This is a genomic window from Azospirillum agricola (assembly GCF_017876095.1).
GTDB classification, from domain to species: Bacteria; Pseudomonadota; Alphaproteobacteria; order Azospirillales; family Azospirillaceae; genus Azospirillum; species Azospirillum agricola.
On the sequence record NZ_JAGINM010000024.1, the window covers coordinates 24318 to 38639 of the forward strand.

At 72.4% G+C, this 14322-nt stretch carries 15 protein-coding genes; 10 read left to right on the top strand and 5 right to left on the bottom strand.

Going from position 1 to position 14322, the window contains the following annotated elements; genetic code table 11:
• The first annotated feature begins 58 nt into the window (after positions 1-58).
• Both J2847_RS27385 and J2847_RS27390 read left to right on the top strand, forming a co-directional pair.
• Positions 59-1162, top strand: coding sequence for a Do family serine endopeptidase (locus J2847_RS27385; protein ID WP_209781936.1), 1104 nt, complete (start codon positions 59-61; stop codon positions 1160-1162).
• A gap of 18 nt (positions 1163-1180) precedes the next feature.
• A complete protein-coding gene (locus J2847_RS27390) occupies positions 1181-1915 on the top strand; it encodes a hypothetical protein (RefSeq protein WP_209781937.1) in 735 nt (244 codons plus the stop codon).
• On the opposite strand, the gene J2847_RS27395 is transcribed toward J2847_RS27390, so the two are convergent.
• Complete coding sequence (locus tag J2847_RS27395; RefSeq protein WP_233474831.1) at positions 1912-2181, bottom strand: hypothetical protein; 270 nt, start codon at positions 2179-2181, stop codon at positions 1912-1914. The genes J2847_RS27390 and J2847_RS27395 overlap by 4 nt on opposite strands.
• 137 nt (positions 2182-2318) lie before the next feature.
• Entirely contained in the window at positions 2319-2552 is a 234-nt protein-coding gene (locus J2847_RS27400) for a hypothetical protein (protein WP_209781938.1), read from the bottom strand.
• A gap of 324 nt (positions 2553-2876) precedes the next feature.
• On the opposite strand from J2847_RS27400, the gene J2847_RS27405 reads away from it, so the two are divergent.
• Both J2847_RS27405 and J2847_RS27410 read left to right on the top strand, forming a co-directional pair.
• A complete protein-coding gene (locus J2847_RS27405; protein WP_085555810.1) occupies positions 2877-3236 on the top strand; it encodes a hypothetical protein in 360 nt (119 codons plus the stop codon).
• A gap of 168 nt (positions 3237-3404) precedes the next feature.
• The gene (locus tag J2847_RS27410; RefSeq protein WP_085555809.1) at positions 3405-3614 is read left to right on the top strand and encodes a hypothetical protein; all 210 of its coding nucleotides are present in this window, start codon (positions 3405-3407) and stop codon (positions 3612-3614) included.
• Between the two features lie 8 nt (positions 3615-3622).
• Here the strand turns inward: J2847_RS27410 and mtnA are convergent, their stop codons facing one another.
• Positions 3623-4726, bottom strand: coding sequence for an S-methyl-5-thioribose-1-phosphate isomerase (mtnA, locus tag J2847_RS27415; protein WP_209781939.1), 1104 nt, complete (start codon positions 4724-4726; stop codon positions 3623-3625).
• A gap of 166 nt (positions 4727-4892) precedes the next feature.
• Between mtnA and J2847_RS27420 the strand changes: the two genes are divergently transcribed.
• The 5 genes from J2847_RS27420 (at position 4893) to J2847_RS27440 (ending at position 10221) form a co-directional block, all read left to right on the top strand.
• Complete coding sequence (locus J2847_RS27420) at positions 4893-6515, top strand: sensor histidine kinase (protein WP_233474832.1); 1623 nt, start codon at positions 4893-4895, stop codon at positions 6513-6515.
• 134 nt (positions 6516-6649) lie between these two features.
• Positions 6650-7660 (top strand): ABC transporter permease, encoded by a 1011-nt coding sequence (locus J2847_RS27425; protein WP_209781941.1) that lies wholly within the window; start codon positions 6650-6652, stop codon positions 7658-7660.
• Positions 7657-8577, top strand: coding sequence for a nickel transporter permease (gene nikC, locus J2847_RS27430; RefSeq protein ID WP_209781942.1), 921 nt, complete (start codon positions 7657-7659; stop codon positions 8575-8577). The genes J2847_RS27425 and nikC overlap by 4 nt, the downstream gene beginning before the upstream one ends.
• A gap of 4 nt (positions 8578-8581) precedes the next feature.
• Positions 8582-9433 carry an ABC transporter ATP-binding protein gene (locus tag J2847_RS27435; RefSeq protein ID WP_209781943.1) on the top strand — a complete coding sequence of 284 codons (852 nt, stop codon included), beginning with the start codon at positions 8582-8584 and terminating at the stop codon, positions 9431-9433.
• Positions 9430-10221, top strand: a complete 792-nt coding sequence (locus J2847_RS27440; RefSeq protein ID WP_233474833.1) for an ABC transporter ATP-binding protein — start codon at positions 9430-9432, stop codon at positions 10219-10221. The genes J2847_RS27435 and J2847_RS27440 overlap by 4 nt, the downstream gene beginning before the upstream one ends.
• A 27-nt stretch (positions 10222-10248) precedes the next feature.
• Here J2847_RS27440 and J2847_RS27445 read toward each other — a convergent pair whose 3' ends face one another.
• A complete protein-coding gene (locus J2847_RS27445; protein ID WP_209781944.1) occupies positions 10249-11439 on the bottom strand; it encodes an MFS transporter in 1191 nt (396 codons plus the stop codon).
• 117 nt (positions 11440-11556) lie between these two features.
• Between J2847_RS27445 and J2847_RS27450 the strand changes: the two genes are divergently transcribed.
• A complete protein-coding gene (locus tag J2847_RS27450; protein WP_209781945.1) occupies positions 11557-12465 on the top strand; it encodes a LysR family transcriptional regulator in 909 nt (302 codons plus the stop codon).
• On the opposite strand, the gene J2847_RS27455 is transcribed toward J2847_RS27450, so the two are convergent.
• Entirely contained in the window at positions 12434-14296 is a 1863-nt protein-coding gene (locus J2847_RS27455) for a GGDEF domain-containing protein (RefSeq protein ID WP_233474834.1), read from the bottom strand. The two genes, J2847_RS27450 and J2847_RS27455, sit on opposite strands and share 32 nt — an antisense overlap.
• Between the last annotated feature and the right edge of the window lie 26 nt (positions 14297-14322).

Consider the following 14322-nt stretch of genomic DNA (forward strand, 5'->3'; position numbering starts at 1 on the left):
TGAACGGCTTCTGTTTTTCTCCCAGATCAGCCCGGCCCACAACGGAGAGGACACATTCATGAAGGCGGTTGCGCGCGTGGCGGCGGTTGGTGTGGTGGCGGCGCTGGCGGCGGGCGCCCTGTTCGGCCCGGCCTTCGGTCCCGCCGCGTCCCCGGCGGCGGCCGCCCTGCCGGCGGGAGCGACCGGCGTCACCACCATCGCCCCGATGCTGGAGCAGGTGACACCGGCGGTGGTCAACATCGCCGTGCTGTCGCGCGCGCCGCAGGCGGAGAACCCGCTGCTGCGCGACCCCTTCTTCCGCCGCTTCTTCAACATCCCCGACCAGCAGCCGCAGGCCAGGCCCCAGGTCAGCGCCGGGTCGGGGGTGATCGTCGACGCCGCGCGCGGCTACGTCATCACCAACAACCATGTGGTGGAGAACGCGCAGGAGATCGCCGTCACCCTGAAGGACCGCCGCCGCCTGCGCGCCAAGCTGGTCGGGCGCGACGCCGCCACCGACATCGCCCTGCTGAAGATCGAGGCGAAGGGGCTGACCGCCCTGCCGATGGGCGATTCGGACCGGCTGAAGGTCGGCGACTTCGTCGTCGCCATCGGCAACCCGTTCGGGCTGGGCCAGACGGTGACGTCGGGCATCATCTCGGCGCTCGGGCGCAGCGGGCTGAAGATCGAGGGCTACGAGGACTTCATCCAGACCGACGCCTCGATCAACCCCGGCAACTCCGGCGGCGCGCTGGTCAACTTCAACGGCGAGCTGATCGGCATCAACACCGCCATCATCGGCCCGGCCGGCGGCTCGGTCGGCATCGGCTTCGCGGTGCCGGTCGGCATCGTCCGCTCGGTGATCGAGCAATTGGGCGAGTTCGGCGAGGTGCGGCGCGGCCGGCTCGGCGTCGCCATCCAGGATCTGACGCCCGACCTCGCCGAGAGCCTGAACCTGAGCGGCGACGAGGGCGCGCTGATCGCCAAGATCGAATCCGGCTCGCCGGCCGACGGCGCCGGCCTGCGCAGCGGCGACGTGGTGATCGCGGTGGACGGCCGGCCGGTGCGCAGCGCCACCGACTTCCGCAACCGCATCGGCCTGCTGCGCGTCGGCACGCCGGTGCAGGTGACCGTGGTGCGCAACGGCGGGCAGAGGTCGCTGACCGTCCGCACCGCCAAGTAAGGGACCCGAGCCGACTCCATGGCCCGTCCCGGCACTCCCCGCCGCCCCGCCCCGGCGCCCGCGAAAAGCCCGGCCCAGCGCCAGCGCGAGATCGCCACGCTGCTGATGCGCCTCGACTCCATGCTGAAGCAGACGGGCGAGCTGGCGGTGGCGGCGCGCGAGCGGGTGTCGGTCGGCGGTCTGACCCGCTACCGGCGCTTCAGCCGGCGGGTGCGCGACTTCTTCGCGCTGGCGGCGCTGGCCCAGGAGCGACTCGACGCCGCGCCCGAGGAGCTGGAGGATCTGATCGGTCCGCTGACCACCGCGCTGGAGCGCCTGCACACCCGCATGGTGGTGCTGTTCGTCGAGGGCAGCGCCGCCTTCTTCGCCAGCTTCGCGCGGGTCAAGGCGCTGCCCATCGGCACCCACGAGATGTGCGGGGTGGAACTGCGCGGCGTGCTGGAGATCCGCAAGTTCCTCGACGACCCGCTCTACGAGGGGGAGCGCGGGCTGGCCCTGCGCGCCGAGGCCGACCGCGTCGTGGCGCGGATCCGCTCGGTGATGGACCGCATCCCGCCGCTGCCCGATTTCGGCGAGGAGCCCAGCATCGGGCCGAAGGGCACGGTGAACAGCCCGCTGAAGGGACCGGGGGCGGGGCTGCCGCCAGGGCGGCGGACGGGTCGCCCGCAGGCCCTTCCGGTCGAACCGCCGAGGCCGCCACCGGAGGTCCGGTCGCTCAGCCTCGACCAGTTCGAGGAGGATGGGGAGGATTAGCGCCGGCGCTTGCCGCCATGGTCGTCGGCGGTGAGCGCCCCCACCGCGGCACCCGCCGCACCGCCCAGCAGGCCGCCATAGACGGCGCTACCGCCGGTGACGGCGCCGATCGCGGCGCCGCCCGCGGCGCCGATGGCGCCTCCGGTCAGGGCGCGGTTCTCGCGATGGTTCAGGTTGGAGCAGCCGGCCAGCGCACCCGCCCCGATCACCAGGGCGGCAAGCGCCACCTTCTTCCGGCCCGCCGTCTTCCGCATCGTCTTAATCATGGTCATCTTCCCTCACGTCGTAGGCGTGGCCGTCCGGGTTTGTCGAACGGCCACGCTTATGATTGGGAAGAGTCGGCTGTGGCTGCTGTGACGATTTCGGGGTAAAGCACCCCTTCGGATGGGGAGCCCCTGGCGCCTCAGCCCTTCTTCAGGCCGGGGTCCTCCCCCTTGGCGTGGCGCTTGCCCTCCGCCTCGGCGCGGCGCAGTTCGTCGCCCTCCGGGCCGTCCACCGCCTTGCGGGCGCGGTCGGCGTCGCCCTGGACATCGTGGTGGCGGACATGCTCCTCGACGCCGCGCCGGTATTGGGCGTCGGCGGTGCGGTTGCCCTCGCCTTCGTTCTGGGAAGCCGGTTTCGGGGTGTCGGCGATCATGGCGTCCTCCGGTTCTGTGACAGCGATTGCCGCCGGGCCCGCGCCCGGCATTCCGTCAACCGCGCCACGGCGCCAAAGTTTCCATCACAGCCGCCGCCTTAACCCACACAATGTTTAATGTTTACTGAAGGGCACGCAGACAAACAGCGTCTCCCCGCCCGGTTGCATGGAATGACTGGCATGCATAATATGATTGTCGAACGGAATGGAATTATCCTGCGCGGCTCCGGTACAAGTCTTGTGACAATTTTGTAAGAATCGAACGTTTTCGAACGTTCTGGCCCTGCCCAGGCGTGCGGAAAGTCGAGACGCAGGAAGCCAGCCATGTCCTTCTCGCTACGCCCGCCTCCTCTGCTCTCGCCTGCCCCTTGCGGGCCGAGCGAACGGCGCGACCGCAGCCCGCAATCCCCCAGCGCGACCCTCGGCCATGTTCCGTTCTTCGAACGGGATCCGGCGGCCCCGCATCCGGCGGCCAGCCACCGGCCGGCGCCCGTCGCCGTCCTTCCCCTGGCCCAGCCCATCGAACTGGCGGCGACCGGACTGTGGGTGGTGAAGCGGGGCGGCGCGCTGATCGGCATCGGCGGACGCGACCACTGGTGCAGCCGGGAGGCGCTGGTCGCGGCCGCCGACAAGGCCGGCATTCCGATGTCCGACCTGCCGATCCACACCGGGGCGCTGTTCTGAAAGGCGTGACCTTCCGCGGTACGGCGCAGGCCCCCGACGAAGGAGTTGTTGCGCGGCACACCCCGCTCACTCACTATCACCGGTGCTGGATCAACCTCCGGTGCGAGTCGCGGTTGCCCGCCCCATGAAGGGGCCGGAGCACGGCGTCCCACCGACACCGCGCGGGCCATGGAAGACATCGACCGCCAAAGAACGCTGGCGTATTTCGAACGGCTGGGAAAGAAGCGCGTGCGCCTCTACGCCGCCATCGACTGCGAGCGTTTTCTGGGCGGCTGGCAGGTGCGGGAACTGGCCGACCAATGGCTGGCCGCCCAGGAGGCCGAGGACGCCTCCACGCCGCTGTGGCGCCGCCTGGGCCGGCGCCGCACCTCCCCCTGAGGCTTCCTTCACCCCCGTTCCGGGAACAGGCCGAGCAGACCGGCGCGGCTCGCCGGGCAGACGCCGCGTTCGGTGATCAGGCCGGTGACGAGGCGGGCCGGCGTCACGTCGAAGCCGAAATTGGCGACCGGGCTGCCGTCGGGCGTCAGACGGACCGTCTCGATCCGGCCGTCGGCGGTCCGCCCGGTCAGGTCGGTGACCTCGCGGCCGTCGCGCTCCTCGATCGGGATTTCGCGCACGCCGTCGCTCATTCCCCAGTCGATGGTCGGCGAGGGCAGCCCGACATAGAAGGGCACGCCGTTGTCGTGGGCGGCCAGCGCCTTCAGGTAGGTGCCGATCTTGTTGCAGACGTCGCCGGTCGCCGTCGTCCGGTCGGTGCCGACGATGCAGAGATCGACCTTGCCGTGCTGCATCAGATGGCCGCCGACATTGTCGGCGATGATCGTGTGCGGCACGCCGTGGCGGTTCAGTTCCCAGGCGGTCAGGCTGGCGCCCTGGTTGCGCGGCCGGGTCTCGTCCACCCAGACATGCAGGGGAATGCCCTCCTCGACGGCCACATAGACCGGGGCCAGCGCGGTGCCCCAGTCGACGGTGGCGAGCCAGCCGGCGTTGCAGTGGGTCAGGATGTTGACCGGCCCGCCGCCGCCCTTCCTTTCGAAGGCCGCGCGGATCAGGGCGGCGCCATGGCCGCCGATGGCGCGGTTGATGGCGACGTCCTCGTCGGCGACGGCCGCCGCCTCGCCGGCCGCCACGGCGGCGCGCTCCGATTCGGGCAGCCCGGCCAGCCGGGCGCGCAGCCGGTCCAGCGCCCAGCGCAGGTTGACCGCCGTCGGCCGGGTCGCCAGCAGGGTGGCGCAGGCGCGCTCCAGACCGGAATCGCTCGGGTCGGCGCGCATCGCCAGGGCGACGCCCCAGGCGGCGGTGGCGCCGATCAGCGGGGCGCCGCGCACCAGCATGGCACGGATGGCGTGCGCCGCGTCCTCCAGGGTCGTCAGCCGGGCAACCGCGAAGTCGTGCGGCAGGCGGGTCTGGTCGATGATCGCGACCGCGCCGTCTTCCGCCCCATCCTCCGTCTGCCAGATGGTCCGGTAAGCCCTGCCGTCGATGCGCATAGAACCCTCCCCCCAAACACCCGATGCCGGAATCGGCACCCCACAATAGGCGGTGGCCGGGGCCGCTTCAACGCGGGTAGCGTCGCCTGGAACAGCCACCCCCGGCCGGTGTTACCGTTTCCGGCCTAAGCCCGAATGGCCGTACCCCTCCATGGTTGTCCAGACGATGCCGCTGCGTGCCCTGCGCTCCCACCCCTCCCCCCTGTACCGGCTGCCCGGCACGGCGCTGGTCCTGATCGCCTGCGTGGCGGCGGTCCTGCTGACGGTCGGCCTGTCCGGCATGTTCGCGTGGCGCGACCGCAACGAGGCGGTGCGGCAGGCGGCCGGGGTCGCCGGCAACGTCGGGCTGCTGGTGGCGGAGCACACGGCGCGGGTGATCGAGTCGGGCGACCTGCTGCTGACCCAGATCGCGGCGCTGGCCGGCCCGCCCGACCAGCCGCTGCCGGCCGGCGAGGCCGCCCGCGAGCGGCTGTCGATGCTGGTCGAGAGCGCGCCGCATGTGGTGGCGCTGGAGATCCGCGACCCGGCCGGCGCGCCGCTGCTGTCGAGTCTCGCCGAGGGCGCCCCCGAGGAAAATGCGGGCCGGCTCGACCCGGCCGGGCGCGTCATCGCCGACGGCTCCATGAGCGGGCGGCCGGTGCTGCGGTTAACGCGTCCGATCGCCGGCCCCGGCGGGCAGCCGCGCGGCTACGCCGTCGCCGGCATCGACGCCCGGTCGCTGCACGCGGTCTACGGCGCGCTCGACGTCGGCTATGGGCACAGCATCGCGCTGAAGGCCGCCGACGGCGCCACCCTGCTGCGCGAGCCGGAGGGCGAAGGCACCGGCGGCAACCCGGCCAGCGCCGACGACATCGCCGCGACCCGCCCGGTCGGCGACACCGGCCTCAGCGCCGAGGTCACCATCGCCACCGGCAGCGTGCTGAAGCGCTGGCGCGACCAGCTCTGGACCTACGCCGCCTTCGCGCTCGCCGCCTGCGCGACGGTCGGCGGGATCGGCGCGCTCGCCATCGAGCGGGCGCGGCGCGAGCGCGAGGCCGAGGACGCGCTCCAGCACGCCTACGACACGCTGGAGGAGCATGTCCACCAGCGCACCGCCCAGCTGGAGACCGCCAACGCCCGGCTGGAAGGCGCGCTCACCGACAAGGAGGTCCTGCTGAAGGAGGTGCAGCACCGGGTGAAGAACAACCTCCAGGTCATTTGCAGCCTGCTGCGGCTCCAGGCCGCCCGCATCGACGACCGGGCGCGCCGCGGCTTCGACGAGAGCCTGCGCCGCATCCAGACCATGAGCCTGCTGCACGAGCTGCTGCACCGCTCGGCCGAACCGGCGCACCTGAACTTCGCCGACGCGCTGCGGCAGATGTGCGACGGGCTGGTGCGCTCCGACAACCCGACCGCCGCCCGGCTGGAGGTGGAGGCGCAGGACTGGATCCTCGACGCCGACCGCGCCACCCCGCTGGCCATCGCCACCAGCGAGCTGGTGTCCAACGCCCTGCTCCACGCCTTCCCCGACGGCCATCCCGGCACCGTCCGCGTCATCCTGGAGCCGGTGGACGGCCACATGCGCCTGATCGTCCGCGACGACGGCTGCGGCCTGCCCGCCGACATGCCGGCGCCGAGCCGGCGGACGGCGGCCAGCAGCGGCGGCGCCCGCAGCGGGCTGGGGCTCGGGCTGGTCCAGGCGCTGTCCCACCAGGCCGGCGCCACGCTCGCCATCGAGCGGCAGGGCGGCACCATCTTCACCCTGACCATCCCGACCCAGCCGGCGCGGCGGACCAAGCAGGCAGCGTAGGGGGCAGGCGGCGTAGGGGGCAGGCGGCGTCCGGGGAACGGAAACGGCGAACAGCAGGCTTTGCACGGCGCATGGAGTGTGATTCCCTCTGACCTCCCCCTGTTCCGTCCGGAACGGTCCGCCCCGGAGCCTCCTTGCGCACGCTGAAACGCTGTCTCGGCCTGATCGCCTCGGTCGCCTTCACCCTGTTCGGCCTGCTGCTGGTCACCTTCCTGATCGGCCGCGTCGTGCCCATCGACCCGGTGCTGGCCGCCATCGGCGACCGCGCCGGCGCCGACGCCTACGCCCGGATGCGCGCCGAGCTGGGGCTGGATCTGCCGCTGTGGCAGCAGTTCCTGCGCTATCTCGGCGCGGTGCTCCAGGGCGATCTCGGCGACTCGGTGCTGACCTCCCGCCCGGTGCTGGAGGACGTGCTGCGCGTCTTCCCGGCGACGCTGGAGCTGGCGACCGTCGCCGTCGCCGTCGGCGCCGCGCTCGGCGTGCCGGCCGGGGTGGTCGCCGCCACCCACCGCGGGCGCTGGCCCGACCACGTCATCCGCCTGCTCGGGCTGTTCGGCCATTCGGTGCCGATCTTCTGGCTCGGGCTGATGGGGCTGCTGCTGTTCTACGCCCGGCTCGACTGGGTGCCGGGGCCGGGCCGGGTGGACATCTTCTATGAAGGCATGGTCGAGGCGCGGACCGGCATCGTCACCATCGACGCGCTGCTGGCCGGCGAGACCGACATCTTCTGGAACGCGCTGCACCACCTGCTGCTGCCGACGGCGATCCTCGGGCTCTACAGCGTCGCCTACATCGCGCGGATGACGCGCAGCTTCATGCTCGACCAGCTCCGCCAGGAATACATCGTCACCGCCCGCGTGAAGGGCCTGTCGGAAGCGCGCGTCGTCTGGCGCCACGCGCTGGGCAACATCGCGGTGCCGCTGACCACCGTCATCGCCCTGTCCTACGCCGGCCTGCTGGAGGGCTCTGTGCTGACCGAGACGGTCTTCGCCTGGCCGGGGCTGGGGCTCTACATCACCAACTCGCTGCTCAGCGCCGACATGAACGCGGTGCTGGGCGGGACGCTGGTCGTCGGCACGGTCTTCATCGGGCTGAACCTGCTGTCCGACCTGCTCTACCGTCTGCTCGATCCGAGGGCACGATGAACGGGCGCGCGATGAACGGCGGATCGACATGGCGCGCGTGGCTGTCCACCGACACGCCGCAGTCGCGCATGCAGGCCCGGCTGGGGCGGGCGTGGTCCGGCTGGCTGGCCTTCCGGCGCAACCGGCTGGCGATGGCCGGGCTGCTGATCGTGCTGGGGCTGGTCGTCGTCGCCGCGCTGGCCCCGCTGCTGGCGCCCTATCATCCCTACGAGCAGGATCTCGCCAACCGGCTGCAACCGCCGGGCGCCCTGCACTGGCTGGGCACCGACAGCTTCGGGCGCGACATCCTGTCCCGGCTGATCCATGGCGCGCGGCTGACGCTGATGATCGTGGCGCTGGTGGCCGCGACGGCGCCGGTGGTCGGGCTGCTGATCGGCACGGTCGCCGGCTATCTCGGCGGCTGGGTCGACGCGGTGTTGATGCGGATCACCGACATCTTCCTGGCCTTCCCCAAGCTGATCCTGGCGCTGGCCTTCGTCGCGGCGCTCGGCCCCGGCATCGAGAACGCGGTGATCGCCATCGCCATCACCTCCTGGCCTCCCTACGCCCGCATCGCGCGGGCCGAGACGCTGACCATCCGCCGCGCCGACTTCATCAGCGCCGCCCGACTCCAGGGGGCGTCGAGCGCGCGCATCATCCTCGGCCACATCGTGCCGCTCTGCGTCGCCTCGCTGATCGTGCGGGTGACGCTGGACATGGCCGGCGTGATCCTGACCGCCGCCGGGCTGGGTTTCCTCGGGCTGGGGGCGCAGCCGCCGCTGCCGGAATGGGGCGCCATGATCGCCGCCGGCCGGCAGAACGTGCTGGAGCAATGGTGGGTCGCCGCCATGCCCGGCCTCGCCATCTTCGTCGTCAGCCTGGGCTTCAACCTGCTGGGCGACGGCCTGCGCGACGTGCTCGACCCGAAAGGCGACTGAGGCGATGAGCGACTCTCCCCTGCTGGAGGTGTCGAACCTCCGCGTCTCCTTCCCCACCCGCCAGGGCGTGACCGAGGCGGTGCGCGGCGTCTCCTTCACCGTCGGGCGGGAAAAGCTCGGCATCGTCGGCGAATCGGGGTCGGGCAAGTCGATGACCGGCCGCTCGGTCCTGCGGCTCGTGCCGGCGCCCGGCGTGGTCGGCGCCGACCGGCTGGCCTTCCGGGGCGAGGATCTGCTGGGCGCGTCGGACAAGCGGCTGCGCGCCATCCGCGGCCGGCGCATCGCCATGGTGATGCAGGACCCGAAATTCTCGCTGAACCCGGTGATGACGGTCGGCCGGCAGATCGCCGAGGCCTACCGCGTCCACAGCGACGCCGGCCCGGCCGAGGCGAGGCGCCGCGCCCTGGAGATGCTGGAGGCCGTGCGGATCCGCGACCCGGAGCGGGTCTACGGCCGCTACCCGCACGAGGTGTCGGGCGGCATGGGCCAGCGCATCATGATCGCCATGATGCTGATCCCCGAGCCCGAGCTGCTGATCGCCGACGAGCCGACCTCGGCCCTCGACGTCACCGTGCAGATGCAGGTTCTGGCGATCCTCGACGATCTGTGCGGGCGGCGCGGCATGGGCATGATCTTCATCAGCCACGATCTGAACCTCGTGGCCTCCTTCTGCGACCGCATCCTCATCATGTACGCCGGCCGGGTGGTCGAGAGCTGCCGCGCGTCGGAGCTGCGCAACGCGACGCATCCCTACACGCGCGGCCTCCTCGACAGCCTGCCACGGCTCGACGACCCGCGCGCCGAACTGCCGGTGCTGACCCGCGACCCGGCCTGGCTGACGGAGGGCGGCCAATGACGGAACAAGGGATGATCGGGATCGAGAACCTCCGGGTCGCCTTCGGGCAGGGCGCGGATTCGGTCGTCGCGGTGGACGGCGTCTCGCTGTCGGTGCGGGACGGCGAGAGCTTCGGCCTCGTCGGCGAGTCGGGTTCCGGCAAATCCACCGTGCTGCGCGCGGTCAGCGGGCTGAACCACGACTGGAGCGGCCGGGTGGCGGTCGCCGGGGTCGAGCAGTCGCGCCGGCGCGCCAAGGGCTTCTTCAAGACCTGCCAGATGGTCTTCCAGGATCCCTACGGCTCGCTCCACCCGCGCCATCCGGTGGACCGCATCCTCGCCGAGCCGATCGCCATCCATGGGCTGGGCGACACCGACGGGCGGATCGACCGGGTGCTGCTCGAGGTCGGGCTGGGGCCGTCCTTCCGCTTCCGCTATCCGCACCAGCTCTCCGGCGGCCAGCGCCAGCGCGTCGCCATCGCCCGCGCCCTGGTGCTGGAGCCGCGCCTGCTGCTGCTCGACGAGCCGACCTCGGCGCTCGACGTCTCGGTGCAGGCGGAGATCCTGAACCTGCTGCGCCGCCTGCGCGCCGAGCGCGGGCTGACGCTGGTGCTGGTCAGTCACAATCTCGCCGTCGTCGCCAACCTGTGCGACCGGCTGGCGGTGATGAACCGCGGCCGGATCGTCGAGGAGATGACCGTGGAGGATCTGCGCCGGGGCGAGGCGGCGCAGCCCTACACCCGCCAGCTCCTGCGCGCCAGCCAGGGCTACGACCGCGCGGCGGCGGAGAGCTTCCGCGACTTCGCCTGACGGCCGCCCATCCACGGAAAAGGCCGCTCACGCGCGGCGCTCGGTGAGCGTGACCAGCGCCGACAGCAGGGCCGCCGCCGCCCCGGCCAGGAAGACCGCCGGGTAGCCCCAGCTCCCGACCAGCGCCCCGGCGACCGGGGCGGCGAAGGCGATGGACAGGTCGAAGAAGGCGACGAAGGCGGCCAGCGCCACGCCACGGTTGTGCGGCGGCACGCGCTTGACCGCCTCCACCCCCAGCGACGGCAGCACCAGCGAGAAGCCGAGCCCGGTCACCGCCGCCCCCGCCACCGCGACCCACGGCGAGCCGGCTCCCCAGACCATCGCCTGCCCGACCGCCTCGACCAGCAGCGACACCGCCGCGACCCGGCGTCCGCCCAGCTTGTCCGGCAGCCCGCCGGCCACCAGCCGCAGCGCGATGTAGCAACCGCCAAAGGCCGTCAACGCGAAGCCGGCGCCGTCCCAGCCGCGCGCCGCGAACAGAAGCGGCGCGAAGGAGGCCAGCACCGCGAAGCCGACGGTACCGAAGGCCAGCCCGAGCCCCGGCCGCAGCACCCGGCCGATCACCGCGGTGAAGGGCATGCGCACGCCGCCCGGCACCGGCACCGCCGGCACGCCGGCCGCCACCGCCAGCCCGGCCAGCGGAGCCAGTGCCGCCGCCATCGCCAGCGCCGCGAAGCCGCCGGCCTCCAGGATCGCCAGCCCGGCCGGCGCCCCGACGGCGATGGCGCTGTACATGGCGATGCCGTTCCACGACATCACCTTGCCGGCGTTCTGCGGCCCGGCGACGGCGATCGCCCAGGACAGCGCCCCGGTCATGAACAGGCTCTCGCCGAAGCCGAGCACCACCCGGCCGCAGAGAATCGCCGCCAGCCCGCCGCCGCTCCCCGGCGCCAGCAGCGACAGGCCGTAGCAGACCCCGGCCAACGCCGAGGCCGCCAGCCCGGTCAGCACCGCGCGTTTCGGCCCGCGCGTGTCGGACAGGATGCCGGCGTGGCGGCGGGTCAGGACGGTCGCCACCGATTGCAGCCCGACCACCGCCCCGACCAGCACCGCGCCGAAACCGAGCGCGCCGTGGACATGCAGCGGCAGCACCGACAGCGGCAGGCCGATGGCGAGGAAGCCGAGGAAGACGGTCAGGACGAAGGGAAGCAGCCGGGGCAGGACGGACGCCCCGGCGGGCGGGGCGGTGGGACCGGGCGGCGCGAGCGTGTCGCTCATCGAATTCTCACTCCAGGAATGGGGCATGCCCCATCCTTCGCCCCATCCAACCATGATTTACAGTGCAACGATCCGAACTTATAAGTGCAGGGAACGCAATCCAGGGAGTGTCCGCCGATGGAACTCGGCCTGCTGGCGGCGCTCGACGCCCTGCTGACCGAGGGCAGCGTGACCAGGGCGGCGGAGCGGATGAATCTCAGCCCGCCGGCGATGAGCCGCACCCTGGCCCGCATCCGCGAGGCGGTCGGCGACCCGATCCTGGTGCGCGCCGGGCGCGGCATGGTGCCGCCCCCGCGCGCCGAGGCGATGCGCGAGCGTGTCCGTTCCCTGGTGGCGGAGGCCCAGACCCTGCTGCGCCCCGATCATGTCGACCTGCCGGCGCTGGAGCGGCGCTTCACCGTGCGCTCGGGCTCCGCCGGCTTTCTCGCCGCGCCGCTGCTGGCCGGGTTGCGGGCGCGGGCGCCGCGCGTCGCGCTGCGCTTCGTCGGCGAGGGGAACGAGACGGTGGACGCCCTGCGCGACAACCACATCGACCTCGACATCGGCGTCATCGGCCCGATGGGGCCGGAGGTGCGGGTGCAGACCCTCTACCGCGAGCGCTTCGTCGGGGTGGTGCGCCTCGGCCACCCGTTGCTGGCCGGGCCGGTCACGGCGGAACGCTTCGCCGCCTGCGGCCATGCCGGCGCCTCGCGCCGCGGCAAGGAGCGCGGTCCGGTCGACGAGGCGCTGGCGGCGCTGGGGCTGGAACGCCGGGTCGATCTGGTGGCGCCGGACGTCTCCACCGCGCTGTCCGCCGCCGTGCAGTCCGATCTCGTCGCCACCGTGCCACGGGGCGCGGCGCGGCACGCGATGGCACTGGGGATGCCGGTGACTTTCTTCGCCCTGCCGGTGGAGACGCCGTCGGTCGCCGTGGCGCAGGCGTGGCACCCGCGCCAGGACGGCGACCCGGCTCACCGTTTCCTGCGCGAGACGGTCCTCGCCGTCGCCCGCCGCCTCAGCGCGGAGCCGGGTCCGCCGGCAGCCTGACGACGCACAGCTTGTCGGCGGCGCCCTTGGCGTGGGCCTTGTTGTCGGCAATGGCCGCGTTGACGGCGTCCGACGTCAGCCCGTGCGGGCCGGGACGCAGGACCACCACCACGCCGCTGGCCGACAGCAGCGGAAAGCTGCGCAGGGCGCCGTAGCGGTCCTTGGCCAGGAAGCCGCCGGCCTCGCGGGTCTGCGCGTCGTAGAGGCTTTCCGCGTCGGAGCGGAACCGCGCCACCAGATCGGCGAGCCGTGCCAGCACCTCGGCCTCGTCACCGCCGCTGACGCCCAGGAAGAAGTCGTCGCCGCCGATGTGCCCGGCAAAACAATCGCCCGCATCGGCCGCCAAGGCCGCCGGGGAGGCGGCCGCCGCCCAGGCCTTCATCCGTTCGCTGAACATCAGGATGGCGCGGTCGCCCTGGCGGAAGCCGAAATTGTCGTTGAACGGCTTGAAGTTGTCGAAATCCAGATAGGCCAGCACATGGCCGCGCGACGGGTCGGCCAGGGCGCCCTCGATGTGGCGGACGATGGCGGCGTTGCCGGGCAGCCGGGTCAGAGGGTTCTGGTCGGTCGCCATGGCGAGGTTGCGCTCGTGCACCAGCCGCAGCAGCGCGCCGCTCGACAGCACCCCGGCGTAGGCGCCGCCCTCGACGATGATGATGCCGTCGCTGGCCGACTCGGCCGAGAAGGCTTCGATCACCTGGTCGAGCGGGGTCGAGATGTCGCAGACCGGCGTCTTGATCACCAGATCGTCCAGCCGATCGCCCAGGCCGCGGTTGCGCAGCAGCTCGCCGCCGAAACGGGAATAGACGAAGCGCTTCAGGTCGCGCTCGCGGATCAGGCCGAGCGGGCGGTCGTGTTCATCGACGATCGGGGCGATGGAGGCGCTGCCGTCGCCCTTGAAATAGTCGAGCAGCTCGGTCTTGCGCGACTCGACGCGCAGCGGCGGCAGCCGCTCGATGACCTCGGACAGCCGGCGGTGCGCCTCGCTGGGCTGGCGGCGGTCGCGCCGGTTCAACTCCTCGACGATGCCGTAGCGGGTGGAGACGCCCGCGAGGTCGGCGCTCGGGCGGGCGATCAGGAAGCCCTGCGCGAAGTCGCAGCCGAGGTCACGGCAGACGTAGAACTCGCCGGCCGTCTCGATCCCCTCGGCGACGATCTGGATGCCGAGCGCATGGGCGTGGCCGACCACCGCCCCGACCAGCGCCCGCTTGCGCGCATCGCGGTCGATGCCGTGGATGAAGTAGTGGTCGAGCTTCACATAATCCGGCCGCGCCTCGAACAGCAGGCGCAGGCCGGCGTGGCCGACGCCGAAATCGTCGATGGCGATGCCCAGCCCGCCGCGCCGGTAGAGGTCGACGGCGGTTTCCACCGCGACCTCGGCCGGGATCGGGCGCCGCTCGGAAATCTCCAGCGTGATGCCGCTGTACCGCCGCCCGCCGGGCTCATGGGCCAGCCAGGGCGAGCCGGGCCGGCCGACCAGACGGGCGTCGAGGTTGAGGAACAGCTTGGCCTCGGCCCAGCCGGCCAGCCCGCGGTAAGCGGCGACCGCCTTGGCATGCAGCGCGGTCTCCACCTCGGCCAGCGCGCCCGCCGCGTCGGCGGCGTCGAGCAGCTCCGCCGCGTCGGCGAAGGGCGTGCGGTCGAAGCCGCGCAGCAGCGCCTCGTAACCGTGGCAGCGCCCGTTGCGCAGCTGGACGATGGGCTGGAAGGCGTAGCCCAGGGCGGCGACCGCCACCGGCCAGTCGAAGCGGGGCTTGGATGGCGAGTCGACCAAGCCGCCCGGCCCCGCCGGGTGGCCGCCTTTCGCCGCATCCATGGAAAGCAAGGTCATTGGAAGACCGCCACCCGCTCGTGTCG